30 protein-coding genes are annotated in these 24,741 nt (G+C 49.6%); 14 read left to right on the plus strand and 16 right to left on the minus strand.

The genetic code is table 11. The annotated features are described in order from the left end of the window. The first annotated feature begins 7 nt into the window (after positions 1-7). Positions 8-676, plus strand: a complete 669-nt coding sequence (locus XMA127_RS10525; protein WP_173499182.1) for a rhodanese-like domain-containing protein — start codon at positions 8-10, stop codon at positions 674-676. A 315-nt stretch (positions 677-991) separates the two neighbouring features. After that, on the plus strand, positions 992-1,411 hold the full coding sequence (locus XMA127_RS10530; RefSeq protein WP_173481909.1) for a cytochrome c5 family protein: 420 nt from the start codon (positions 992-994) through the stop codon (positions 1,409-1,411). Between the two features lie 51 nt (positions 1,412-1,462). On the opposite strand, the gene rep is transcribed toward XMA127_RS10530, so the two are convergent. The 3 genes from rep to XMA127_RS10545 form a co-directional block, all read right to left on the minus strand. Continuing rightward, a complete protein-coding gene (gene rep, locus XMA127_RS10535; protein ID WP_173499183.1) occupies positions 1,463-3,478 on the minus strand; it encodes a DNA helicase Rep in 2,016 nt (671 codons plus the stop codon). A gap of 75 nt (positions 3,479-3,553) precedes the next feature. Next, positions 3,554-5,047, minus strand: a complete 1,494-nt coding sequence (locus XMA127_RS10540) for a YifB family Mg chelatase-like AAA ATPase (protein WP_173481907.1) — start codon at positions 5,045-5,047, stop codon at positions 3,554-3,556. 39 nt (positions 5,048-5,086) lie between these two features. Further along, the gene (locus XMA127_RS10545) at positions 5,087-5,335 is read right to left on the minus strand and encodes an accessory factor UbiK family protein (RefSeq protein WP_173481906.1); all 249 of its coding nucleotides are present in this window, start codon (positions 5,333-5,335) and stop codon (positions 5,087-5,089) included. A gap of 293 nt (positions 5,336-5,628) precedes the next feature. Between XMA127_RS10545 and glnK (XMA127_RS10550) the strand changes: the two genes are divergently transcribed. The 3 genes from glnK (XMA127_RS10550) (at position 5,629) to glnK (XMA127_RS10560) (ending at position 7,793) form a co-directional block, all read left to right on the plus strand. Then, positions 5,629-5,967 (plus strand): P-II family nitrogen regulator, encoded by a 339-nt coding sequence (gene glnK, locus XMA127_RS10550; protein ID WP_173481905.1) that lies wholly within the window; start codon positions 5,629-5,631, stop codon positions 5,965-5,967. Between the two features lie 35 nt (positions 5,968-6,002). Beyond that, a complete protein-coding gene (locus tag XMA127_RS10555; RefSeq protein WP_173481904.1) occupies positions 6,003-7,253 on the plus strand; it encodes an ammonium transporter in 1,251 nt (416 codons plus the stop codon). A gap of 201 nt (positions 7,254-7,454) precedes the next feature. Next, positions 7,455-7,793 (plus strand): P-II family nitrogen regulator, encoded by a 339-nt coding sequence (gene glnK, locus XMA127_RS10560; RefSeq protein WP_173481903.1) that lies wholly within the window; start codon positions 7,455-7,457, stop codon positions 7,791-7,793. Positions 7,794-7,825: 32 nt separating this feature from the next. Here the strand turns inward: glnK (XMA127_RS10560) and XMA127_RS10565 are convergent, their stop codons facing one another. Further along, complete coding sequence (locus tag XMA127_RS10565; protein ID WP_173484162.1) at positions 7,826-9,082, minus strand: HAMP domain-containing sensor histidine kinase; 1,257 nt, start codon at positions 9,080-9,082, stop codon at positions 7,826-7,828. Further along, positions 9,082-9,786, minus strand: coding sequence for a response regulator transcription factor (locus XMA127_RS10570; RefSeq protein WP_173484163.1), 705 nt, complete (start codon positions 9,784-9,786; stop codon positions 9,082-9,084). Before XMA127_RS10570 ends, XMA127_RS10565 begins: the two co-directional genes overlap by 1 nt. 143 nt (positions 9,787-9,929) lie before the next feature. On the opposite strand from XMA127_RS10570, the gene XMA127_RS10575 reads away from it, so the two are divergent. Together XMA127_RS10575 and XMA127_RS10580 are read left to right on the plus strand one after the other, a co-directional pair. Continuing rightward, positions 9,930-10,325, plus strand: coding sequence for a hypothetical protein (locus XMA127_RS10575; protein WP_173481900.1), 396 nt, complete (start codon positions 9,930-9,932; stop codon positions 10,323-10,325). Positions 10,326-10,475: 150 nt separating this feature from the next. Further along, positions 10,476-11,318, plus strand: coding sequence for a fumarylacetoacetate hydrolase family protein (locus tag XMA127_RS10580; protein ID WP_173482617.1), 843 nt, complete (start codon positions 10,476-10,478; stop codon positions 11,316-11,318). Here XMA127_RS10580 and XMA127_RS10585 read toward each other — a convergent pair. Then, the gene (locus tag XMA127_RS10585) at positions 11,315-12,163 is read right to left on the minus strand and encodes a WYL domain-containing protein (RefSeq protein ID WP_173481899.1); all 849 of its coding nucleotides are present in this window, start codon (positions 12,161-12,163) and stop codon (positions 11,315-11,317) included. The genes XMA127_RS10580 and XMA127_RS10585 overlap by 4 nt on opposite strands. A 126-nt stretch (positions 12,164-12,289) precedes the next feature. Here XMA127_RS10585 and purT point away from each other — a divergent pair, with 126 nt between their 5' ends. From purT to XMA127_RS10605, 4 genes are all read left to right on the plus strand, one after another. After that, complete coding sequence (gene purT, locus XMA127_RS10590; RefSeq protein WP_173481898.1) at positions 12,290-13,465, plus strand: formate-dependent phosphoribosylglycinamide formyltransferase; 1,176 nt, start codon at positions 12,290-12,292, stop codon at positions 13,463-13,465. 13 nt (positions 13,466-13,478) lie between these two features. Further along, the gene (locus tag XMA127_RS10595; RefSeq protein WP_254449934.1) at positions 13,479-15,281 is read left to right on the plus strand and encodes an ABC transporter ATP-binding protein/permease; all 1,803 of its coding nucleotides are present in this window, start codon (positions 13,479-13,481) and stop codon (positions 15,279-15,281) included. Between the two features lie 191 nt (positions 15,282-15,472). After that, complete coding sequence (locus XMA127_RS10600; RefSeq protein ID WP_173481897.1) at positions 15,473-16,405, plus strand: SPFH domain-containing protein; 933 nt, start codon at positions 15,473-15,475, stop codon at positions 16,403-16,405. Then, complete coding sequence (locus tag XMA127_RS10605; RefSeq protein WP_173481896.1) at positions 16,405-16,677, plus strand: hypothetical protein; 273 nt, start codon at positions 16,405-16,407, stop codon at positions 16,675-16,677. The genes XMA127_RS10600 and XMA127_RS10605 overlap by 1 nt, the downstream gene beginning before the upstream one ends. A gap of 95 nt (positions 16,678-16,772) precedes the next feature. On the opposite strand, the gene XMA127_RS10610 is transcribed toward XMA127_RS10605, so the two are convergent. The 10 genes from XMA127_RS10610 to ftsY all read right to left on the minus strand — a co-directional run bounded on the left by XMA127_RS10610 (position 16,773) and on the right by ftsY (position 22,949). Further along, positions 16,773-16,958: a CPXCG motif-containing cysteine-rich protein gene (locus XMA127_RS10610; protein ID WP_173499184.1), complete on the minus strand. Its 186-nt coding sequence runs from the start codon at positions 16,956-16,958 to the stop codon at positions 16,773-16,775. 65 nt (positions 16,959-17,023) lie between these two features. Continuing rightward, on the minus strand, positions 17,024-17,311 hold the full coding sequence (locus XMA127_RS10615; RefSeq protein ID WP_173481894.1) for a hypothetical protein: 288 nt from the start codon (positions 17,309-17,311) through the stop codon (positions 17,024-17,026). A 38-nt stretch (positions 17,312-17,349) separates the two neighbouring features. Continuing rightward, positions 17,350-17,598, minus strand: coding sequence for an RNA-binding protein (locus XMA127_RS10620; protein ID WP_173481893.1), 249 nt, complete (start codon positions 17,596-17,598; stop codon positions 17,350-17,352). A 16-nt stretch (positions 17,599-17,614) separates the two neighbouring features. After that, the gene (locus XMA127_RS10625) at positions 17,615-17,830 is read right to left on the minus strand and encodes a VF530 family DNA-binding protein (protein WP_173481892.1); all 216 of its coding nucleotides are present in this window, start codon (positions 17,828-17,830) and stop codon (positions 17,615-17,617) included. 1 nt (position 17,831) lies between these two features. Next, complete coding sequence (gene trmB / locus XMA127_RS10630) at positions 17,832-18,530, minus strand: tRNA (guanosine(46)-N7)-methyltransferase TrmB (RefSeq protein ID WP_173481891.1); 699 nt, start codon at positions 18,528-18,530, stop codon at positions 17,832-17,834. Continuing rightward, positions 18,527-18,910, minus strand: coding sequence for a DUF423 domain-containing protein (locus XMA127_RS10635; RefSeq protein WP_173482620.1), 384 nt, complete (start codon positions 18,908-18,910; stop codon positions 18,527-18,529). The genes trmB and XMA127_RS10635 overlap by 4 nt, the downstream gene beginning before the upstream one ends. A gap of 73 nt (positions 18,911-18,983) precedes the next feature. Then, positions 18,984-19,844, minus strand: a complete 861-nt coding sequence (gene rpoH, locus XMA127_RS10640; protein WP_173482621.1) for an RNA polymerase sigma factor RpoH — start codon at positions 19,842-19,844, stop codon at positions 18,984-18,986. Positions 19,845-20,015: 171 nt separating this feature from the next. Further along, complete coding sequence (gene ftsX / locus XMA127_RS10645) at positions 20,016-20,993, minus strand: permease-like cell division protein FtsX (RefSeq protein ID WP_173499185.1); 978 nt, start codon at positions 20,991-20,993, stop codon at positions 20,016-20,018. Next, positions 20,983-21,648 carry a cell division ATP-binding protein FtsE gene (gene ftsE, locus XMA127_RS10650; RefSeq protein WP_173499186.1) on the minus strand — a complete coding sequence of 222 codons (666 nt, stop codon included), beginning with the start codon at positions 21,646-21,648 and terminating at the stop codon, positions 20,983-20,985. Before ftsE ends, ftsX begins: the two co-directional genes overlap by 11 nt. 5 nt (positions 21,649-21,653) lie before the next feature. Continuing rightward, a complete protein-coding gene (gene ftsY / locus XMA127_RS10655) occupies positions 21,654-22,949 on the minus strand; it encodes a signal recognition particle-docking protein FtsY (RefSeq protein ID WP_371731532.1) in 1,296 nt (431 codons plus the stop codon). Positions 22,950-23,196: 247 nt separating this feature from the next. Here ftsY and rsmD point away from each other — a divergent pair, with 247 nt between their 5' ends. From rsmD to XMA127_RS10670, 3 genes are all read left to right on the plus strand, one after another. Next, positions 23,197-23,808, plus strand: coding sequence for a 16S rRNA (guanine(966)-N(2))-methyltransferase RsmD (gene rsmD / locus XMA127_RS10660; protein WP_173499187.1), 612 nt, complete (start codon positions 23,197-23,199; stop codon positions 23,806-23,808). A gap of 124 nt (positions 23,809-23,932) precedes the next feature. After that, entirely contained in the window at positions 23,933-24,412 is a 480-nt protein-coding gene (gene coaD / locus XMA127_RS10665; RefSeq protein WP_173488773.1) for a pantetheine-phosphate adenylyltransferase, read from the plus strand. Between the two features lie 32 nt (positions 24,413-24,444). After that, on the plus strand, positions 24,445-24,690 hold the full coding sequence (locus XMA127_RS10670) for a YfhL family 4Fe-4S dicluster ferredoxin (RefSeq protein ID WP_173481884.1): 246 nt from the start codon (positions 24,445-24,447) through the stop codon (positions 24,688-24,690). The last annotated feature ends 51 nt before the right edge of the window (positions 24,691-24,741 follow it).

Genomic DNA, 24,741 nt, shown 5'->3' on the forward strand with positions numbered 1-24,741 from the left:
AGATACAATGAAAAAAATTCTAATCGCGTCACTGGCCGCTCTCACACTGGCTGGCTGTAACTCTGCAGCAACTAAAACAGAGTCGGCTGCAGCAACCAAGCCTGTGGGTATCACTGGCAGCCTAATGTCGGCTGAGGTCATGCATAAGGGTGAAAAAGTAACCGTCATGCGTAACCAAGACAGTAAAAACACCGTGAACCCTTCTTTCGCAATGACATCACGCCCTTGTCCGCCATTCTGTATTCAGCCAATCGTACTGGCACCCGGTGTTGAGACCATTGGTGAAGTAGAGATGGTCGGCTATATGGAAGCGGTCTCTGCAGGTGATGACTCAATCCTTATCATCGACTCACGCACCCCAGACTGGGCTGCTCGCGGCATGATTCCTGGAGCAGTAAACATTCCATGGACTAAGCTGTCGACTCGTAAAGGGGCAGACCCTATCTCTATCGGCGAGATCATCGTGGAAGATTTCGGTGGTGAAGAGTTTGATGGCCTATGGAAGTACGGTAAGGCTAAAACTCTAGTGATGTACTGTAACGGTATGTGGTGTGGCCAATCGCCAACCAACATCAAAGCGCTGCTTGATTTCGGTTACCCAGCTGACAAGATCAAGTGGTACCGTGGTGGTATGCAGGATTGGGAAACACTCGGTTTCACAACCGTTAAACCCTAAGTCGTGCGTCCCTAAGGATAAGGATAAGAGAGCTTCGGCTCTCTTATCCTTTCACCTTTAATCTTCTCATCTTTTAGTCTAAAGCCAATCCCACCGATCATCTCTGATCCTCGATAAAGCACTAAAACAGTCACAAGTTGCCCCTATATGCTAGTTATACCAACCCCTTACATCTTAAAACGATAAGAACCAAAGATAGCGTTATTTCGAATAAAACTAATAATCGTTATAATGCGCGCAGAATTTTTAGCCTTCGGTCTAGGTTACCCACAAGGTAGCAAGTAGAGCCGACTTCAATACAGAGAGGAGCAGCCAATGAAAGCAATCATTTCTAAGGCTTCAACAGCACTATGTACTCTAGGTCTAACGTTTGTAGCTCTATCAGCGCAAGCCGTTACTTCTGAAGATGTCATCGCAGAACGTCTAATGCCAGTAGGCAAAGTGTGTCTACAAGGTGATGAAAGCTGTGGTTCAGCTTCTGCAGCACCAGCGGGTGGTGCCCGAACTGCAGCGGATATCGTCGCGGTTTCATGTAACTCTTGTCATGGTGCAGGTGTATTAGGCGCTCCTAAGATCGGCTCTGGTGAATGGGCTGCACGCCTAGATGCTAAAGGTCTAGACACCTTGGTTAGCAATGCAATTAATGGCATCGGTGCAATGCCTCCCCGCGGTACATGTTCTGACTGTACTGATGATGAGATCAAAGCATCAATTGAGTACATGATCGCTCAATAAGCGATACTCGATAAAAAACAGCGCCTATAGGCGCTGTTTTTGTGTGTACTATCAGAAATCATCCAATAGATTTTTTAATCCAGCCAAGGTCTGTTTGCCTCTGACTCGGTTTCGTTCTGGATCGACTTCGCCATGCCCTTCACGCTCAATATCCTCATCGGGCAGTTCGTCTAGGAATCGACTCGGTTCACAACTCTGCCACTCCCCAAACTGTTTACGCTTCTTCGCTAACGTCATCGCTAACGTGCGCTGCGCTCGGGTGATGCCCACATAGGCGAGACGACGTTCCTCTTCGATGGTGTCCGACTCGATGCTATTTCGGTGCGGTAACAGATCCTCTTCCATACCCATTAGGTAGACATGGGGGAACTCCAATCCCTTAGAGGCGTGTAGCGTCATTAACTGAACACGATCGGAGTCATCCTCCTCCTCTTGGCGTTCTAGCAAGTCGAGCAGCACAAGTCGCGCAATCGCCTCTTCAATGCCCGCATCTGGATCATCTTCTTGGATACGCTCCAAGGAGGCACGAAGGGAGTCGACTAGGAACCAGACATTCTGAATACGCTTTTCCGCGACAATATCGCTTGAGGCGTTAGCGGTAATCCACTCTTCGTAGCCAATTTCGGCGATCAGTTCACGAATCGCCCCAATGGGATCCGACCCCAAACAGAGTGAGTGCAAACGCTCTATCATCTCAGTAAAGGCACGCAGCCGAGCCAGCGCGTTGGGCTTCATAACCTGCTCGATACCCAACTCATCGACCGCTGCAAACATGCTGATATGTCGCTCGGTTGCATACTCCCCGAGCTGCTGCAGTGTGGTAGGTCCGATCTCTCGACGCGGCAAGTTGATGATACGAAGGAAGGCGTTATCGTCGTCGCGATTGATCAACACTTTGAAGTAAGCCATCAAATCTTTGATCTCGGCGCGAGCAAAGAACGAGGTGCCGCCGCTGAGCTTATAAGGCACCTTAAAGTTCTGCATTTTAATCTCGAGCAACCTGGCTTGGTGATTGCCACGATAGAGCACAGCAAAATCTTTAAAGGGTGCGCGCTCTCGCAGGTGTCGTTCCAGAATCTCGGTCGCGATGCGCTCACACTCCGCATCTTCACTGGGTAGGTGTATCAGACGCAGCGGATCACCCATGCCCATTTCGCTCCACAGCGTCTTATCAAACACGTGGGGGTTGTTCGCAATCAAGGTGTTAGCCGCCTTGAGTATGCGGCTTGTAGAGCGATAGTTCTGCTCTAGCTTTACTAGTTTTAAACTTGGAAAGTCGTGCTGCAGTTGGGCCAGATTCTCTGGACGAGCACCACGCCATGCGTAGATCGACTGATCATCATCACCTACGACGGTTAAACCTGTACGATGCCCCACCAGCTGTCGAACTAGACGGTACTGTGACAAGTTGGTGTCTTGGTACTCATCGACTAACAAGTAGCGAATGCGGTTTTGCCAACGCTCTAACACCTCTGGCTTTTGATCAAACAGCCGCACAGGCACCAAAATAAGATCATCAAAATCGACCGCGTTATAGGCACGAAGGTGGCGCTCATATGCCTCATAGGCTCTGGCGCAGAGAATGTCGATCGGCTCTGAGACAGTCTCCAGAGCCTGTTGAGGCGTGATCATCTCATTCTTCCAAGAGGAGATTTGGCTCTGAACGACATTGATCTTATCCGTGTCCTCATCGTGATGGACTAGAAGATCTCGAATTAAGATGCGACTGTCTTGGTCATCAAACAACGAAAAGCCTGGCTTCATTCCGAGCGCTTTATGCTCACGGCGCAAGATGGTTAGACCAAGATTGTGGAAGGTTGAGACAATCAAACCGCGTGCCGCTTTACCCTCCACCAGCGACATGACTCGCTCTTTCATCTCACGCGAGGCTTTGTTGGTAAAGGTAACCGCCGCAATGTGGCGCGCCTCAATGCCGCACTCTTCAATGAGATAAGCGATTTTTCGCGTGATGACACTGGTTTTCCCTGAGCCAGCGCCAGCCAATACCAGCAGTGGACCACTAATGTATTCGACGGCTTCTTTCTGACGGGGGTTAAGGCGTGACATGTTTGATGAGCAGACTCGATATTAGGGCGCACAGTGTACACCCTGACATCAGCAAGCCCAAGATCTGCTCATCAGTTAAAGCTGTCGATAGCTGAGCGCCTCCATAATGTGGCTGTTTTCGATCGCCTGATCTGCATTCATATCCGCCAGTGTGCGAGCCACGCGAAGTGCTCTATGGCAAGCCCTAGCGGAGAGCTGTAAGCGTGTCGCTATCACCATAAACTCTTTTGATAATGACTCTGAAGCATTCAGCTCTTTTTGGACTTCACTGCCTGTTAGCTCAGAGTTGAGCTTGCCCTGCCGATCATACTGTCGCTGCTGACACTGACTAACTCGCTTACGAACTGCGTCAGAGCACTCCTCATGCGATTCGCCCAGTAATAGCTCCTCTGTGGGCACCGCACTCAAAGCCAGACGCATATCAAATCGATCCAACAATGGGCCAGAGACTCGACCCTGATATCGATCGATTAGAGCCTGAGAACACTGACATCGCTCGGTCCCATCAGCGTAGTAACCGCAGGGGCAAGGATTCATCGCCGCCATCAAAGAGAAACGCGCAGGGTAGGTCAGCGTGCCCGCCACTCTAGAAATACTGACCTCACCGGTTTCAAGCGGCTCTCGCAGAACTTCCAGAACAGAACGGGGAAATTCTGGCAGCTCATCCAGAAATAGAACCCCTTGATGCGCCAGTGAGATCTCACCCGGCCTAGGGGAAGATCCACCCCCCACCATCGCCCGTGATGATGCACTGTGGTGCGGTGCTCTGTAGGGTCGTTCACCCCGAAACAATCGCTCGACCGGCAAACCCGAGACCGAATAGATACTGGCCGTTTCGATACAACTGGATTGCGAAAGTGGCGGTAGGATCGATGGCAGTGCTTGGGCCAACATACTTTTACCACTGCCCGGAGGACCGCTCAAAAGCAGGTTATGCATTCCACTGGCGGCCACTTCCAAGGCACGACGGGCCATCGGTTGTCCCCGAACTTCTGAAAGATCTACGGGGTAACTCGGCGGATAATGAACTGGGGGTTGAGGGTCTATTTCAGGTAGCTTTTCAGCACTCAACGCCTGACATAGATCGTACAGCGTCTTAGCTGAAAGTTGTTGCTTAGCACCCGCGAGAGAGGCTTCTTGGCTATTATCGGGGGCAATAACAATCAGTGAATCCGCTTCAGCACAGGCATAGGCGGCCGGAAATAGGCCTCTAATAGGGTGCAGTTTGCCGTCCAAGCCCAATTCTGAGTAGAGCTCTGCCTGCTGCAGGTGAGTTGTTTTAAGCTGATTGGATGCCAACAGAATGCCAAGCGCAATGGCTAGGTCATAGCGTCCGCCCTCTTTGGGGAGATCGGCCGGTGATAAGTTAACGGTGATTCGTCGTTGCGGGTATTCAAAGCCGGCGTTTAACAGTGCACTGCGCACACGCTCGCGGCTTTCACGCACCGCGGTCTCTGCCATACCCACAATTGCAAAGGAGGGTAAGCCTCCTGAAAGGTGCACTTCAACGCGAACGCGAGGTGCCTCGATACCGAGCTGAGCTCGGCTATAAAGAGTTGCCAATGCCATGACGCCATCCTTGGGTCCTGCAGTTGGCCTAGCGTTGCTTTAGGACTCTTTTGACTCCAACTCAGCAACCATCGCTTCCAACTGCTCTAATTTTTCTCGAGTTCGCTGAAGTACAGCGGCCTGAGCGTCAAACTCCTCCCGAGTGACTAAATCCAGTTTAGCAAAACTTGATTGAAGTACAGTTTTAATTTGCTGCTGCATCGCCTCCTGACCTGGAAGTGATGAGTTACCCTGAAGGAATTGGGTCATCGTCTGACTTAGGTTTTCAAACATCTTAGGATCAAGCATCTCAGCCCCCTTTAACATCGATATGCGTCTCAATAGATGCACTATACCAGAACCCTTTTAAGACAAGCGTCTATGATCACTATTTTAGCCTCAATATGGCGCACCAAAGTAGTGCATGCACTTTTGTGGTGCATACTGGCGTGCACTATAAAGGTTGATAAAACGGTAAAGAGACCCATGAAAAATTTATAAGTCAATGTTTTATAAGTTATTTTTAAAAGTTGGCACAAGTTTCGCAAATAGAGTTCACAGGAAAAAATTAATCCTCCCTTTTCACATTAAGGAGAAATCTGATGAAACTAGTGTCAGCCGTAATTAAGCCATTCAAGCTTGACGACGTGCGCGAAGCGCTATCAGAGATCGGTGTACAAGGTATCACCGTGACTGAAGTTAAAGGCTTTGGCCGTCAAAAAGGCCACACCGAACTCTACCGTGGTGCAGAGTATGTTGTGGACTTCCTACCTAAAGTTCGCCTAGACGCTGCTGTCTCTGATGAGATCGTAGATCAGGTTATCGAAGCGATCACCAATGCTGCGCAAACCGGCAAAATTGGCGACGGTAAGATTTTTGTTTCAGCGCTTGAACAAGTGGTTCGCATCCGTACCGGTGAGACCGGCGACGAAGCTCTATAACGTTTTGATTTTTGGCCTTATTGGAGGGCATAACAATGGAAGAACTTTTGAATACAACAGCTGGTGATGTAACCCAGCTGAAGTACGCACTCGATACCTTCTACTTCTTGGTGTGTGGTGCGCTGGTTATGTGGATGGCGGCAGGCTTCTCAATGCTAGAAGCAGGTCTTGTTCGTTCTAAGAACACCACTGAAATTCTAACTAAGAACATCGCGCTATTCGCGATCTCTTGCATCATGTACTTCGTTTGCGGTTACGCGATCATGTACGGCGGTGACTACTTCCTATCTAGCATCACGGGTGACGGTGTTGCCGATGAGTGGACCTACGCGCCATCAGCTGACTTCTTCTTCCAGGTGGTATTCGTTGCAACAGCAATGTCTATCGTATCGGGTGCAGTGGCTGAACGTATGAAACTATGGGCGTTCCTAGCGTTCGCGGTTGTGATGACAGGCTTCATCTACCCAATGGAAGGTTCTTGGACTTGGGGCGGCAACGCTGTATTCGGCATGTACACTCTAGGTGATCTTGGTTTCTCTGACTTCGCGGGTTCAGGTATCGTCCACATGGCAGGTGCTGCAGCAGCACTAGCAGGTGTCCTAATGCTTGGCGCACGTAAAGGCAAATACGGTAAGAACGGTGAGATCAATGCGATCCCTGGTGCTAACCTACCAATGGCAACACTGGGCACATTCATCCTTTGGATGGGTTGGTTCGGCTTCAACGGTGGTTCGGTTCTAGCAACGTCTGACGTTGAGAACTCAAACGCAGTTGCCGTTGTCTTCATGAACACTAACGCAGCTGCGGCTGGCGGTGTAGTAGCAGCACTAATCACAGCGCGTCTACTGTTCGGCAAAGCGGACCTTACAATGGCACTTAACGGTGCACTAGCAGGTCTAGTAGCGATCACAGCAGAGCCTTCAACCCCTTCTGCACTACAAGCTCACATCTTCGGTGCGATCGGTGGTGTTCTGGTTGTCTTCTCTATCCTAACGCTGGATAAACTAAAAATTGACGATCCTGTCGGTGCGATCTCTGTACACGGTGTTGTAGGTCTTCTTGGTCTACTACTGGTACCAGTAACTAACGACGGTTCTACTTTCTCTGGCCAGATCATCGGCGCCCTAACAATCTTCGTATGGGTATTCGTTGTCAGCCTAGTGGTTTGGGGCATCATCAAAGCTGTGATGGGCATCCGAGTGACTGAAGAGGAAGAGTACGAAGGTGTCGATATCTCTGAATGTGGTATGGAAGCCTACCCAGAGTTCGTCACTTCACGTAAGTAATAGGGAACTCAGTTTCTGTTGAAACCCGGGGTGTAGCGATACACCCCTCTTCTCAGCCCTACCCCCAGGTAGGGTTTTTTTCGTTTCTGGACAAACAGGTTGATCAGGAAACTTGAAGGTTAAACCATCCATGTACATAATGGATGAAAATTTACAGCGAATTGGGACAGTTTTGCCTGCCCAGTTCAACAAGGAGAAACTATGAAACTGGTATCGGCAGTTATCAAACCGTTCAAACTGGATGATGTGCGCGAAGCGCTGTCTGACATTGGTATCCAAGGTGTTACAGTGACTGAAGTTAAAGGCTTCGGTCGTCAGAAAGGTCACACAGAACTTTACCGTGGTGCCGAGTACGTAGTGGACTTCCTTCCTAAGGTAAAAATTGAAGTCGCGATCGACGACGACATGCTAGATCAAGTCATTGAAGCGATCAGCTCTACGGCCAATACTGGCAAGATCGGTGATGGTAAAATCTTCGTTATGCCAGTTGAGCAAGTGGTACGTATTCGTACTGGCGAGACGGGTTCAGAAGCGCTTTAAGCTTCGATCCATTTCAAAAATGCCGCTACCGATCAGTTCGCTAGCGGCATTTTTATATCTACTTGAAGCCCCGTTGGCGCGAGGTTTTGGAACTGAACCTCCCCACCGACGCGTTCAGTCGCTCGAGTCACGATACTCAAACCCAAACCGTAACCGCCTGAGTTGGCCCCACGTCTAAATGGCTGCCCAATCGAATCTAGAATCGATTCTGGTAATCCGGGTCCATTATCAACCACTCGAATCGTTAGCCTGCCGTTATCGGTAGCGACAGATACCTTAATCAACGTACCCTGTGGCGTGTGATTGATGGCGTTATTCAACAGATTGCTGACGACTCGACTCAGTGGTTCACTCCGAATGGTTGCTCCATCAGTGACATCAAGTGATAGGTCGAATTGATGCTGTGAGCCGCTGACACGAGCGTCCTGCACCAGATCCCGACACAGCAGTGCCAGATCCAAAATTGGTGCAGTCGCTTCGGCATCTCGAGCTCGGGCCAGTGTGAGTATTTCAGAGATTAAACCGTCTAATTTAACGCACTCTTTATTAATGCGTTGCAGGGTACGATCATCCTCACCCCACTTCTGCTCTGCCAAACCTGCTGCCGCCTGAAGACGGGCTAAAGGTGCTCGTAGCTCATGAGAGACATCCTGCAGAAGATGCCGTTGGCTATCGAGCGTCTGCTCAACGTAATCAACCATCTGGTTAAACTCACGTGCCAGCTGGCCCAGCTCATCGCCTCGTTTGACGAGCTTACCCTCGGCTCGACTGCTTAAATTACCCTGTTGATGAAGGCGGCGAACAAACCCCTTCAAGTCGTTAATCGGTCTGACGACTAACCACGTGACCAGAAGGCTGCTGCCAAAGGAGACCGCAATGACCCACAAAACTTGGAAGGAGAGTAAGAACCCCCACATCCGTTCAAACAGCTCTTCATTTCGTTCGGGTGGGAAGTAGACGAGGTATGGGGTGCCATCAGCAGCGATGATCTCTGTCACCATTGCATCCTTGGGTTGTGACCGTCTACCTGACGAGTAGATCAGTTGATTGGATCGCTTCTCATAGATCCAAAGCGGTAGACGTCGGCGCTGCTCTTTACGTTGCATCCCATACTGATAATCGGAGATTAACTGCTCTGCGATGATGGTCGCTTTCTGCTTTTGGCTCTCGGTGCGATCGGGAGTATCAGTGACAGAGATGAACAGGGTCAAGCTGATAAGAATACCAAGCGTGCTGACCAGCCAGACGGCGCCGAAGATGCGCCAGAATAGATGTTGATACCAGCGCATTAACCCTCCACCCCAACGACCATCTGGTAGCCTTCACCACGGACTGTTTTAATCATCTCGGCTAAGCCAGGCTTTGCCTGCTCAAGCTTCTGTCTAACACGGCTGACGTGGACATCGATCGATCGATCGTAAGCCGTTAATTTGCGGTGCAGTACCTGTTCGGTCAGCCACTCTTTTGACGCGACCTGCCCAGCACGCTCCATCAACAAAGCCAGCACATTAAATTCAGCTGCGGTTAGCTGTAACTCTATCTCATCAACACAAGCCACTCGACGAGCTGGGGTAAGATTCACTGCCCCAACCGAAAGCGTCTGTTTGTTAGTCTCCTCTTTAACGGGAACAGACCTGCGTAACACGGCACGAATACGCGCCAGCAGCTCGCGCGGGTTGGCCGGTTTAGACAGGTAGTCATCAGCCCCCATCTCTAGTCCCAGGATGCGATCAATATCATCCCCTTTACCGGTCAACATGATGACAGGTGTAGAGACCTTAGGACGAACCTGCTGCAGCAACTCAAGTCCAGATAGGCCAGGCATCATGATATCGAACACACAGAGATCAAACTGACGACCCGCATCAAACAGCTCCATAGCCTGCTCTGCTGACCCTGCTTGGGTTACTGAGAACCCCTCATTCTCAAGGTATTCACCCAGCATGTCCGTCAGATCAAGATCGTCATCAACTAACAGTATTTGTGTGCTCATATTCACTCCTATTTGGGCCCAGTTTACGCTTGGCTGCGTCAAACTCCCAAAACTTTACGCAACTTTACGAACTCGCAACCCAACTTAGCATTGCCATCATCAATAATGGATACATCGAAACGAACAACGAACGGAGAGTTCACATGAAAAAGACAATCATCGCTTCAATTACTGCTGTAACACTAACAATCGGTGCACTATCAGGCGCGGTATACGCACATGAAAAAGGGGGTAAAGGTGGCCCAAAAAGCGCTGAAGATCGTGTTGAGAAACTGACTCAGCGTCTGGATCTATCAGCCGACCAACAATCACAGCTTTTAGCTATGTTCACAAAACGTGATGCGGATCGTGAACAGATGCAAGCGACCCTAACGGCAGAGCAGCGTGAAAACATGAAAGCCAATGCGCGTGATGGCATGCGTGACCAGATGCACAAAGATATAAAATCGCTGCTGACAGAAGATCAAATCGCTAAGTTCGAAAACATGCACTCTGGTAAAGACGGCCACGGCAAAGGTGGTAAAGGCGGCAAACACTAAGAGACACCACTGCAGGCTCTGAATGAGTTTTTGAAACCAACAATAGGTTAGAACCTTTTGCAGTGTGGGGAGCTTCGGCTCCCTTTTTAGTTTCTCTTGACCTGACTAGGTCCGCATAGTTAATTAGGCCTAAACTATAAGGAGCTCCTAATGAAATTGTTACGAGTCGGCGCCATAGGGCAAGAGAGACCTGCCATTCTGGATAAAGATCAACAGATTCGAGACCTCTCTTCTGTTGTTCCAGATATCAACGGCGATCTATTATCGAATCAAGCGCTCGAGAGATTAAGAGCGGTAGATCTCGATTCACTTCCCATTATCGATTCATCAGAAAGAGTCGGCCCCTGTATTGGTGAGGTTGGCAAAATAGTCTGTATCGGCTTGAACTACTCAGATCATGCCGCAGAAGCGGGCATGGAGCTTCCCTCAGAACCCGTTCTCTTTATGAAAGCCACCAGCGCGATTTCAGGCCCAAATGACCCTATACAAATTCCACGTGGTGCCGATAAAACAGACTGGGAAGTCGAGCTGGCCATCGTCATTGGCAAAAAAACAAAATACATTTCAGAAGATCAATCGATGGATCATATTGCTGGCTTTTGTCTTGCCAACGACCTATCCGAACGAGCTTTTCAACTTGAGCGTTTAGGCAGCTGGGACAAAGGGAAATCCCATGACAGCTTTGCTCCTATCGGGCCCTACTTAGTGACCAAAGATGAAATCGTTGATCCGCAAAATCTAAGGATGTTTACAGAGATTAACGGTGAGCGTTTCCAAGACGGAAATACCAATACGATGGTGTTTGATGTCAAAACGATCGTCGCCTATTTGAGCCAATTTATGACCTTAGAAGCTGGCGACGTCATTATGACGGGGACTCCCCCTGGTGTCGGTATGGGTCAATCACCCCAAAAGTATCTTATGGCTGGTGATAGGGTGCGAATTGGCATCGAAGGGCTCGGTGAGCAGCACCAGCTCTGCATCGATGCTTAAAACGCGTAACTAATGACCGACTCACCTGAGTTACTAACCGCTAACACGGGGAAGCGCTCAGGGTGAGTTTTGGCCTCATTAAGCTCTGACTCACTGGTGGGTAGTAGATTCGCCTGCAAAAAGTAACCGATCAGCGCTTTACGAATCTCAAACGCTTCAAGCTGCTCCAGGTCAAAATCATCGATGACCAGTCGTTGTTGTGCCGCTGTAAGCGCGTCATTAACGACCAGTCGAACAGAGAGTGATTCATTCCACGCATTGTCGACCGGCAGCTCATCTCCACCCTCTTTAAGAGTCAGAGCACCGCGGAAGCGACTTAACACAAAGTCACGATAAGCTTGTCGCTCCCAACAATAGGCACGTACATGCAATCGATTGCTGGCACTGATGATGGCACAGGGTGTAATCGATCGAAGTGAACCCTCTGGATTCTGCATCGAAACATAGACCGCCTCTATACGGCTTCGATTCTCAATGCCTGCCAAAATAGTGGCTAACGCGCCGGGCGCAGTCGATCGATTCAATACGGGTACAGAGAAGAAGTCGGGGTTCGCCGGAGTCGATAGGCGGGAGATGGTGATCAACGAGTCAGCCGAATCTGGAATCAGCTTAGGCTTAAACCCCTGAGTGGGTTTGTAACTGCGATCAGATGGCGAATAGGAGCGAACATTTTCAGGCGCGAACTCACAGTAGGTATTAATCGCCTCTTGCGCCTCTGGACGAGCAATACCAAAGGCCCCAACCAACATAGGCGCGGTGACTTCACGCTCCCACAACAGCTGACGCTCAATAAACCTTAAGCGCTGCAGCTGCGGCCAAGATGTCTCGTTAATTGTGACTGCCATTTTATCTATTCCATCCCATTTTAGGTAAAGTCTAGCGCATTCAGAATCAAAGTTGGGGATATTCTAATACCCTCTCAGATCTCCTGTTAGCATGGTAATATGGAGTAAAAATTTTAGGAGTCAAAAATGTTAGGTACCGCTCTTTGTAACAGCGCAACACGCGTCATGATGTTGGGTTCTGGTGAACTCGGTAAAGAGGTTGTCATCGAACTTCAGCGCTTGGGTTTAGAGGTGATTGCCGTAGATCGATACGCAAATGCGCCTGCTATGCATGTCGCTCACCGAAGCCACGTCATCAACATGCTGGATGGTGGTGCACTGCGTGCCGTTGTTGAGAGCGAAAAACCGGACTATATCGTGCCCGAGATTGAAGCCTTAGCAACCGAGACACTGCTTGAGCTTGAAAGCGAAGGATTCAAGGTAGTCCCTACCGCACGGGCCGCGCGTCTGACAATGGATCGTGAAGGTATTCGTCGCCTAGCGGCTGAAACACTAGGAGTACCGACTTCAGCTTATCGCTTCGCAGATACTGAGGCTGACTATCAAGAGGCTATCAAAGAGATTGGTATTCCCTGTGTCGTGAAACCGATCATGAGCTCATCCGGCAAAGGGCAGTCGTTGGTTCGTTCTGAAGCGGATGTGGCACCGGCCTGGCAATATGCTCAAGAGGGTGGCCGTGCCGGGAAAGGCCGTGTCATCGTTGAAGGGTTTGTCGATTTTGATTACGAGATCACACTGCTGACGGTCAACGCCGTTGATGGCATCCACTTCTGTGCACCGATTGGCCACCGTCAGGAAGGGGGTGACTACCGTGAATCTTGGCAACCACAAGCGATGTCAGATCTTGCACTACAACGCTCACAAGAGACCGCTCGCAAAGTGGTCGAGAACTTAGCGGGTTTTGGCATTTACGGTGTCGAGCTGTTTATCAAAGGCGATGAGGTCTACTTCAGCGAAGTGTCACCCCGACCACACGATACGGGATTGGTCACACTGATTTCCCAGAATCTCTCTGAATTTGCGCTGCATGCCCGTGCCATTCTCGGCTTCCCTATCGGTAACATTCGCCAGCTTGGTGCTTCTGCATCAGCGGTCATCTTGGGTGATGGACACTCTACAGACATTCAATTTGATGGGGTTAGGGAAGCGCTGAGTGATAACGACACGCAACTGCGTCTATTCGGAAAACCCGAAATCGCTGGAAGTCGCCGCCTAGGTGTGGCGCTTTGTCAGGCTGACAGCGTTGAAGCGGCCATCGAGAAGGCGGTAACTGCTGCTGGCAAAGTAAGCATCAACTACTGATCAGAGACTCAATATGTCACGACACGGCGGCGGCCGGCACTACAAGAGCGACTCCAATAGCAGCAACACTGTTGGCATGAGCGAGGCTTGGTCGGTCATTAAAATGATCTGGCCATACTTATGGGAGTATCGCCGTCGCATGGCGGTCGCGTTTCTGTTGTTGATCTCCGCCAAGCTTGCAGTGGTTGCTATGCCACTGGCTTTGAAGCAGATCGTTGATGGTCTAGATGCCTCTCTGAATCCATTGATTACAGTGCCCATTGCGATGGTCGTAGCCTATGGGATGCTCCGCTTTGGCTCGGTCTTCTTTGCAGAAGCTCGCGATGCGGTGTTTAGCCGAGTCACAGAGAGAGCGATGCGCCGGATGGTGCTCAAAGTCTTTCGCCACCTCCACTCATTAGAACTCGATTTCCATCTCTCTCGGCAGACCGGTGGTATCTCTCGCGACATTGACCGTGGCAGTAATGGCTTCAGCTTTTTGATGAGGATGATGGTCTTTAACATCGTACCAACGCTGATTGAGATCAGCCTCGTTGCTGCCATTTTGCTGTTCAACTTCAGTGTCTGGTACGCATTGGTGGTTGTGGTCTGCGTTGGTATCTACATCTACTTCACCATACTCACTACCGAATGGCGCAACCGCTACGTGCGAGAAACCAATCAACTCGACTCTCAAGCCAATACTCGAGCCATTGATAGCCTGCTCAACTATGAGACCGTAAAATACTTTGGCAATGAGGAGTATGAGGCCAGCCAGTACGATAAAAACCTAGCCAGCTGGGAAACGGCTCGTTTAAAAACGCGCATGACGTTGATGATCCTCAACAGCGGTCAGGCATTCATCATCTCGCTAGGGATCATCTTAATGCTCTGGCTGGCCGCAGAGGATGTTGCAAGCGGAGCCATGACCCTGGGTTCGTTAGTCATGATTAATGCCTACATCTTACAGCTATTCATGCCGCTTAATTTCCTTGGCATGGTCTACCGTGAAGTGCGCAAAGCCCTGACAGACATTGAGAATATGTTTGGGTTGTTGAAGAAGCAGCCTAAGATTGTCGACCGCCCCGATGCAACCGACTTGATAACTCAAGGGGGCGCCATTTGCTTTGACTCCGTCAACTTTGCTTACCACCCCGACCGTCAAATTTTGAAAAGTGTCAGCTTCAAAGTAGAAGCGGGTAAAAAGGTCGCCATCGTCGGGCCAAGTGGATCGGGCAAATCGACCTTAGCGCGACTGCTGTTTCGATTTTATGATGTTCAGTCGGGGCAGATCAGCATAGATGGCCAGCCGATCGACCAAGTGACTCAGCACTCATTACGACAAGCGATTGGCGTGGTTCCGCAGGATACCGTCCTGTTTAACGATACGATCTACAACAACGTGGCTTATGGACGCCCAGGTTCAAGCAGAGAAGAGGTTCTCAAAGCGATTGAGCTGGCCAACCTAAACGACTTCATTGCGGCACTCCCTGAGGGGGTGGATACCCTGGTTGGCGAACGTGGCCTAAAAGTCTCTGGCGGTGAAAAACAACGCATTGCGATTGCCCGCGTGATTCTGAAACGCCCACCCATTTTGCTCTTTGATGAAGCGACCTCAGCGTTGGATAGCGACAATGAGCAGGCGATCCTTAACGCCTTTGCATCACTCTCGAAAAACCATACGAGTTTGGTGATCGCGCACCGTCTGTCGACGATTATCGATGCCGACAACATCCTAGTGATGCGCAAAGGCGAAGTGGTGGAACAGGGTACTCACACAGAACTCCTTGCCCAACAGGGCGTTTATGCTGGTATGTGGTCTCTACAGCAACAATAGAGAGCAATCGCCTCATCTTCGATAAGGCTCCAATCCAGTGCTGGAGAACTATTGGCGCTCTGTTGGAGCGGTCTTAAAAAGGCCGCGATAAATGCACTCAGGCACCAAAACGAATCTTAAAGCTTTCCATCAAAGATTAATCTGAATCTATGTACTATGCTAAGTAAAACAGTATCAATTTGGAGTGATCAATGAACGGTGAATTCCTTAGTGGCGGCATGATCGTCACCTTAGCTTTTGCAATCTTCTTCCTCGTACTCGCCTGGTCTGCCGTTAAGGTTGTTCCACAGTCACAGGTATTTGTCGTTGAACGTTTTGGTAAGTTCTCCAAAACCCTGAACGCAGGGATCAACTTTATTGTCCCTATGATCGACCAAGTGCGTCACCGCATCTCTATACTTGAACGCCAGCTACCGGCCTTTGAGATCAGCGTCATTACCAAAGATAACGTTGAAGTGATCCTAGAGGCGACCAACTTCTACCGTATTACCGATGCGGCCCGCTCGGTCTACCGTATTCAGAACATCGATCAAGCCATTCAGACGACAGCCGAGTCGATTGTTCGCTCTGCAGCGGGCAAGCTGGACCTTGATGAGCTGCAATCATCACGCGCTCAGATGAACGAAGAGATCCTGACCAATCTGCAAAAAGCAGCTGAAGTCTGGGGAATTGAGATTACTCGTACTGAGATCACCGATGTTCAAGTGGATGAGCAGACCAAAGAGGCGCAACGTCAGCAACTCAATGCAGAACGTCAGCGTCGGGCACAGGTTGCGCAGGCAGAAGGCCAAAAACGCTCTGTGGAGCTGAATGCAGAGGCACAACTCTACGAAGCACAAAAGCAAGCTGAAGCGGTAAGAGTCGCGGCCGATGCAGATGCCTATGCGATAAAAGTGAAAGCCGAAGCGACCGCCGAGCAGACGCGCATGATAGCCGATGCTATTAATAACGGCGGGCAATCGGCGATCAACTTCGATATTCTACAGAAACAGGTTGCAGCACTGTCTGAGGTTGCAGCAGCTGATAACAGCAAAACAGTGATCATGCCGACAGACATCACTAAAGCAATTGGCTCATTAGAGCTATTAGCACAGACCGTTGGCGACGGATTAAAGAGTAAATGATGGATTTTTTTACAAACGGAAACGGCTGGCTGATTCTTGGATTGGGGCTCATCATCATTGAGATGGTGTTGAACCTCGCTTACATCTCTATCAGCTTCGGTATCGGGTCAATCCTAACGGGCCTATTGATTAAGTTGAATCTGATCCCGACCCTATTGGATTCTGGCGTAATCGATGAGCTACTGATCGTCGGTATTATCTCAGTGATCACGCTGATTGCTCTGCGCGCACTGTTCAATAAAAAGAGTGATCAGGATATCAACCAGTACTGATCTATCGCCTCATCCTCGATAAGGCTCCAACCCAGTGTTGGAGCTCTGTCAGCGCACTGTTGGAGCGGTCTTACAAAGGCCGCGAATACGACTGATCAGAAATCATCTTCTGAGTGCGGTGTAATGTAATAATCGCCATACCCATCCACTGAGACAGAAAAGTGGATGGGGTGGCAACAGACCGTACAATCACAGACAAACATCTCAGCCTCATCGGGCTCGTAGACAATCTCGATCATCTCCCAACAATAGGGACACTGTTCATTTTGACTGGGCAGCATGGGCGATCTCAGCTTAAAGAGTTAACTTCTATAAGTGAGCTTTAACCCGTTGGATCACCCAATGACTACTCGGAATCTTTACTGCGCTTTTTCGCAAAGCTGGCAGAGACGTAGTAGATCAGCAGCAGAAAGGCGCCAATACCGTACTGAAGCAGGGACACATCAAAGCGTGGCGGACCGCCGTTAGCAATGGCGTAACCCCCAGCAATTGAGGCCACCATCCAAGCTAATGGTAGCGAGAAGAGCTCTTTTTGCGGCGAGCTCTTTTTCTTAAACAGCAGATTACCAATTAACCATACCAACACCCACACACCAATTAACGAAGAGAGTATTGAGAGGAGTATTGCTGTCATATCGGCTCCTTAATTAAGTTGAGAAGTGACTCGAGCGATCAGTCCGCTCTCTCTTCCGCTTTTTTTACACGAATCATATTACGGCCAACCAGTGTGTGGTTTAGATTTTTAACCGCCGCTTTCGCTTCACCTGGCTTAGGCATTTCAACAAACCCAAAGCCCTTCGATGAGCCCGTTTTCTCGTCCATCACCAAGGTGCAGTACTGAACGCTACCGTAACCTTCAAAGAGCTCTTTAATCTCAGCTTCTGTGGTTGAACGATCCAAATTACGGACTAACAATTTCATAATTAACTCTCTCTATTCAGCAGAAGGTATCAATGTAGAGCTGCTCTACCTTATCGCGAGCCCACTGCTGTTTGCGTAAAAATTTTAGGGATGACTTAACGGATGGATCGATCTGAAAGCAGTTAATATCGATCCGCTCGCCCAACTCATCCCAGCCGTAATGATCCACAAGACGCTCGACAACATCAGCCAACTTAACGCCGTGCAGTGGATTATTCGGTTGATTGTCCATCTTAGTTGACGCGCTCGAACATCAGATCCCAAACACCGTGACCTAGCTTTTCACCCCGTTTTTGGAACTTAGTCACAGGGCGGAAGTCTGGCTGTGGCGAAAACTGACCTTCGCCCATCTGGTTTTGATAGCCCTCTGCCGCACTCATCACTTCCATCATATGCTCTGAGTAGGGCTCCCAGTCAGTCGCCATATGGAAGACACCGCCAATCGCCAGCTTTTGACGAATGGTTTGAGCAAATTCAGGTTGTACAATGCGGCGTTTATTGTGCTTCTTCTTATGCCAAGGGTCTGGGAAGAAGAGCTGCACACCCGCCAAAGAGCCATCCGGTATGCACTGTGCCAGTACCTCGATCGCATCTTCACAATAGACGCGAATATTGTCGACCCCTTCGGCACGTGCATCAGCTAACAAACGACCAACACCGGGAGGATGCACTTCGATTCCAATAAAGCCCTTCTCAGGTGAGCGGCTCGCCATCTCTACCAGCGACGCGCCCATACCAAAACCGATCTCTAGAGTGACGGGGCGATCATCGCCAAACAGAGTTTTAAAGTCGACCATGCCATCTTCAAGTTCTAGCCCATACAGAGGCCAGTTCTCTTTCATTGCACGCTCTTGCCCTTCTGTCATGCGTCCAGCGCGTACGACAAAACTTCTAATCGTACGGTGTGGGCGCTGCTGTTCTGTGTCACTCATTGTTCTATCCGTAAGGTTCGTAACGACCAGGCAAACAGTGCCCAGCCAATAATCATTAATATACCACCGATGGGGGTGATCGCTCCTAACCAACCAGTATCAGTTGCGATTAGCAGATAGAGGCTGCCACTGAAGATCAACGTCCCTGCCAACAGCGAATACCCAGCAAGGCGCCAGCTTTTACTATTGAGTTTAAAACCGGTAATACCGACCACCATCAAACCTAGAGCCTGCCAAAACTGGTAATCCACAGCGGTGCTGAAGGTTTCAAAGCGAGCAGCTGACAGGGTGCTTTTCAGTAAATGGGCACCAAAAGCGCCAAAAATCACCGAAAACATCGCTAAAAGCGCACCAATCATCAAAAAACGTTTCGCGTGCATCATCACCTCATTTGGGCCGCAAGCATACACAAAAAAAGCCGCTAATGCGGCTTTTTCACAACACTTTCATCCGTTAGATAACGACTAAAGCGTTTTTAATTTTCTTCATCGCGTTCTTTTCAAGCTGACGGATACGCTCTGCAGAGACCTCATACTTAGCGGCCAACTCGTGCAGCGTTGCTTTTTCATCAAGCAACCAACGCTGTGCCAAGATATCTCGACTGCGCTCGTCCAACTGGCCCATCGCTGCGGCTAACTGGCGGTTAGAATTATCTTCCCAATCCTGCTCTTCAAGTAGCTCGGCTGGATCGGCAGACTTGTCTTCCAAGAACAGTGCCGGTGCAACAGGCGCACTCTCTTCAGAATCATCAGCAGCAGGCGCATCAAAGGCCATGTCAGTGGCGGCCATGCGACCCTCCATCTGACGCACTACTGCAGCATCAACGCCTAGATCTTCTGCGATCGCTTCAACTTCATCGTTGTTCATCCAACCTAGGCTCTTCTTCTGTGAGCGTAGGTTAAAGAACAGCTTACGCTGAGCTTTGGTCGTCGCAACTTTAACAATACGCCAATTGCGAAGAATGAATTCATGCATTTCGGCTTTGATCCAGTGAACAGCAAAGCTCACCAGACGAACACCGACGGTTGGATCAAAACGTTTAACCGCTTTCATCAAACCAACGTTACCCTCTTGGATCAAATCACCGAGAGGAAGGCCGTAGCCTTTGTAGCTGCGCGCAATGTGCACAACAAAGCGCAGATGTGACATAACCAACTGGCGAGCCGCATCAAGGTCTTGCTCAAAATGCAGACGCTCGGCAAGCTCCCGTTCTTCCTCTGGAGTGAGGATAGGGATAGTGCTGACATTCTGAACGTAAGCGTCAAGATCGCGCCCCGGAGTCAGATGTTCAACTAATTGCAAGCTAGTGCCCATTTCTCTTTAAACCTCAAAAACTTTCGTTTTTTACACTGTTTTAAATCGTTTTAACTGTCTAGTTAGACCCAGTTTTGACAAAAAAGTTCATTAGGAATTACTAATATTTACCAACACTGGACCCAAAAAGATACCAGAGTGACAGATAAACGCAAATCCGGCTAAATCCGATCAATCAGAGCCTTGATTTAACTGCCCCATCTGTCTGGATACAGCAATGAATGCCCCTATCCATCCTAGTATAGTCCCGCCCACTAACAGCGCCATGATTAATGACAAATCAGGTCCCTGAAGATCAAAACGACCAATATAGAGCTCTGTTAACTCAGCCAATGGCGCTTCGACAAGTGCCAGTGAGAAGTAAACCAATACTAGGCTCAACAGTGCACCAAAGAGTCCGTACAGCAGTCCTGCATAGAGGAATGGGCGTCTCACCCAAGCAGCGGTAGCGCCTATCAACAAACTGACCTCAATCTCCTCTTGGCGACTGCTGATCATGGTACGAATGGTGTTAGCGATCACCAGAAGCACGGTCATACCCAATAACAGCGCCAGCACAAAACTGATGCTGGAGAATGAGCCTAAAATCACTTCGAGACGCTCTAACCACTCTACGTCTAACTCGGCGACATCCACCTCTGGCAAGGCTGCCATGCTTTCACGCAGTGCTTTCATGGTCGCAGGATCTTGATCACGCGGCGTCGCGAGCACAACCGCTGGGAGTGGATTCTCGTCCAACAGGCTAATCAGCTCCCCCAGTTCAGAGTGGCTTTTAAACTCGCTGGCACCGACATCGCTACTGATCAATTCAACCGAAAGTAGATCATCACGCAGCAGGAGTGAACGGCTGAATCGATCTAACTCGTCGGCTTTGAGTTCTGGGCTTAAATAGAGTGCAAGCTGAGGCTCAAAGTCAGTACCCGGTGTCAGCTGTTTCAAATTACCCAACAGCGAATACATAAAGGTTGGCACAGCGAGTACAACCGCCAATAGCAGCAGTGTCACCAGCGTCGACAGTCGATTATGTAGAAGACGCTTAACGGCATCGGCACTCTCTAGACGGTGCTGTACCGCCCAGTGTTTAACGCGTTGCCAACGGCTGACGCTGATATCAGAGGCGCCGCGTGATCGAGTCTCACTACTGGACATGACGCAGTCGCCCCTTATCTAAAATCAGCACTCTATGACGCATTCGCTTGATCAACGCCACATCATGGGTCGCGATCAAGACGGTCGTTCCAATGCGGTTGAACTGCTCGAATAGACTCATGATGTCGAGAGAGAGTCTAGGGTCGAGGTTACCGGTCGGCTCGTCGGCAATCAGCACCCTAGGCTTATGAACAATGGCACGCGCAATACCGATACGCTGCTGCTCGCCACTCGATAACGCCTGTGGGAACTTCTGCTCTGACTCCAACAGTCCTACTCGATCGAGTGCCGCGCGTACGCGACGACCAATATCCTCTTCGTTATAGCCTGCGATACGCAGTGGAAGTGCAATGTTCTGGTAAACAGTGCGATCTTCTAACAGACGATGATTCTGGTAGACCACACCCAGGGTTCGGCGATATTGCGGAATCTCGCTGCGAGACAATTCAGATAGATTTTGATCACCGACCCACACATCACCACGGCTAGGTTGCTCAACGCGCGTCAGCAGTTTTAACAGGGTACTCTTCCCTGCTCCCGAGTGGCCTGTCAAAAAGGCCATCTCGCCCGACTCCAATGTAAAGTCGACAGACCTTAGGGCCTCTTGACCAGAGTCATAGCGCTTACTGACGTTAGTGAATTGAATAGCCGCCATAGGAGTTAGTCGAACAACGCCTCAACAAAAGCTTTCGCTTCAAAAGGACGTAGGTCATCAGCTTGCTCACCGACACCGATGAATCGAATAGGCAGACCAAACTGTTTGGCGATGGCAAAGATAATACCGCCCTTCGCTGTGCCATCGAGTTTCGTTAGGGTAATGCCCGTCACGCCCACCGCCTCTTTGAACTCTTTAGCCTGGCTGATGGCGTTCTGACCCGTACCCGCGTCGAGTACCAACATCACTTCATGTGGCGCCGAAGGATCTAACTTCTGCATCACACGAACAACCTTCTGTAACTCTTGCATCAGGTTATCTTTGTTCTGCAAACGACCCGCTGTATCTGCAATCAATACATCAACGTTTTTCGCTTTAGCTGACTCAAGCGCATCAAATAGAACAGAGGCTGAGTCTGCACCGGTATGTTGAGCAACCACTGGGACGTTATTTCGCTCACCCCAAACCTGAAGCTGTTCAACCGCCGCGGCACGGAAGGTATCACCCGCCGCTAACATCACCGACTTACCTTCACCCTGATACTTCTTGGCCAGTTTACCGATGGTCGTTGTTTTACCGACACCGTTAACACCCACCATCAGAATCACCATTGGGGATTTGTCACTCTGTAATTCAAGCGGTTGATCAACGGGTTCTAATAGCTCGGCCAGCTCCTGTTTCAGAGCCGCCTGCAGAGCGTCGCCATCCGAGAGCTGTTTACGCTCTACACGATCGGTTAAACGTTCGATAATCTCTGTCGTTGCCTCAACGCCAATATCGGCCATCAGCAACAAGGTCTCGATCTCTTCCATAAGATCTTCATCGATCTCAGGGTTACCTGCGAAGAGGGTTGTAATCTGCTCAGTCAGGCCGGCTTTCGTGCGACTTAGAGCGGATTTAACACGATCGAAGAAGCTTTTTGTTGGCTCTGGCTCTGGCTCTGGCTCTGGCTCTGGCTCTGGCTCTGGCTCTGGCTCTGGCTCTGGCTCTGGCTCTGGCTCTGGCTCTGGCTCTGGCTCTGGCTCTGGCTCTGGCTCTGGCTCTGGCTCTGGCTCTGGCTCTGCAGGAGTCTGTTCAACCTCCACTTCGGTCTCAACAGCTTCTGGCTCAACCGTCTCTTCTGCAGCTGCTGGCTCAACTACCTCTTCGACTGCGTCTTCAGCAACAGGCGGCTCTTCAACGGGCGCTTCGTCAACCGATGGTGTTTCAACTGGGGCCTCTGTAACGCTCTCTTCAACGCTTTTTTCTGAAGCAGAATCCTGAATAGCCTCAGTTTTATCCCCTTTCAGATAACGCATCATCACAATCAAAATGACGACGGCAAAAGCGGCCGCAACGTAAGGGATAATGGCTGGATCATAGCCGTTATCAAGCATCCAGTTGTAGAGAGATTCCATAGTCTAAACAGTCCTAATCAGAGGGAACTAAACAGTCAAAATATAAGTCCAGAATTCTACCACATCAGACGCTGTGAAAGCCTATCTATTAGCCTAAGCTGAGGTTAAAATTTCTGTTTACCTAAAACTGCTTTGGCAGAGACCTTTTTCAATGAGCCCTAGACGCAACAGAAACAGCAAACCCGCCCCTCATAATCGAGCAAATGACTCGTTCGTTCGCATCATCGGCGGAGATTGGCGCTCACGAAAACTGAGCTTTCCAGAGAGTGAAGGACTTCGCCCAACACCGGATCGGGTTCGAGAAACGCTATTCAACTGGTTACAAGCTAACACACCAGCAGCCAAATGCCTGGATCTGTTTAGCGGCAGCGGTGCGCTGGCGTTTGAAGCGCTGTCGCGCGGTGCAGCTCACGCCACACTGATTGATGCATCGCGCTTGGTCTGCAATTCACTTAAACACAATCTGCAAGAGCTGAAGGCACAAAACGCTGAAGTGCTCGAAACAGACGCTACTCAATGGCTCCTGCAGCAAGCGAGCCGTGAATTTCGATACGACCTGGTCTTCTTAGACCCCCCCTTCAACAAAGACTTAGTTTCAGGCATCTGTCAGCTACTTGAGGAAAATCAAGTTCTTGCAGATGGATCGATGATATATATAGAGACTGAGAGATCGCTAAGTACCCTATTAGTTCCAGATAACTGGCAACTGTATCGCGACAAACAGGCAGGTGACGTCAGCTACCGCTTGTATAAAAGAAATTAATTTTAGTTATAGATAAATAATTTAATATATCTATTAATTATTAAAAGTTTCTCCTATAATTTGTCGCCTTGACGCAATTCCGTTACCATCCGCGGGAATATTACCGCTATTAGGAGTAGCTGGGATGAAAAGGGTAGCTTACCCAGGAACGTTTGATCCTATTACGAACGGCCATGTAGATTTGGTGGAGAGAGCCTCCAAACTGTTTGGTCAGATTGTAGTAGCTGTGGCAGAGAGCCCAAAAAAACGTCCCCTGCTGGATTTGGATGTTCGAGTAGAACTTGCACGCGAATCCTTGGCACACCTCGACAACGTAGAAGTGGTTGGCTTTAACAGCCTACTGATCGATCTTTTGAAAGATCAGCAATGCGACGTCATTTTACGAGGTTTGCGAGCGGTTTCAGATTTTGAATATGAGTTTCAGCTTGCCAATATGAACCGAAAGTTGGCTCCACAAGCTGAGAGCCTGTTTTTAACACCGGCTGAACACTTGTCGTACATCTCATCGACGCTGATTCGCGAAATCGCGTCATTAGGTGGAGACGTGACAGAGTTTGTTCATCCGGCTGTCGATGCGGCATTGAAACGACATTTTTCTAACTAGTTTAGATTTGAGCCTAGAGTGAGGTAGACACGATGGCACTAATGATTACCGACGAATGCATCAACTGTGATGTGTGTGAACCAGAATGTCCTAACGAGGCGATCAGCCCAGGGGATGAGATCTACGAGATCGAGCCAAGTAAATGTACTGAGTGTGTAGGCCACTACGACACGCCACAGTGTGTTGAGGTTTGTCCGGTTGACTGTATTCCAAAAGATCCTGATCACGTTGAAACTGAAGAGCAACTGATGATCAAGTACGAGAAGCTGGTTGGCTAATCGAACTCAAAGACAAAAAAACGCGACCTTGGGTCGCGTTTTTTTGTGCCT

Origin of the sequence: Marinobacterium sp. xm-a-127 (assembly GCF_013283425.1) — a bacterium.
GTDB lineage: Bacteria > Pseudomonadota > Gammaproteobacteria > Pseudomonadales > Balneatricaceae > Marinobacterium_E.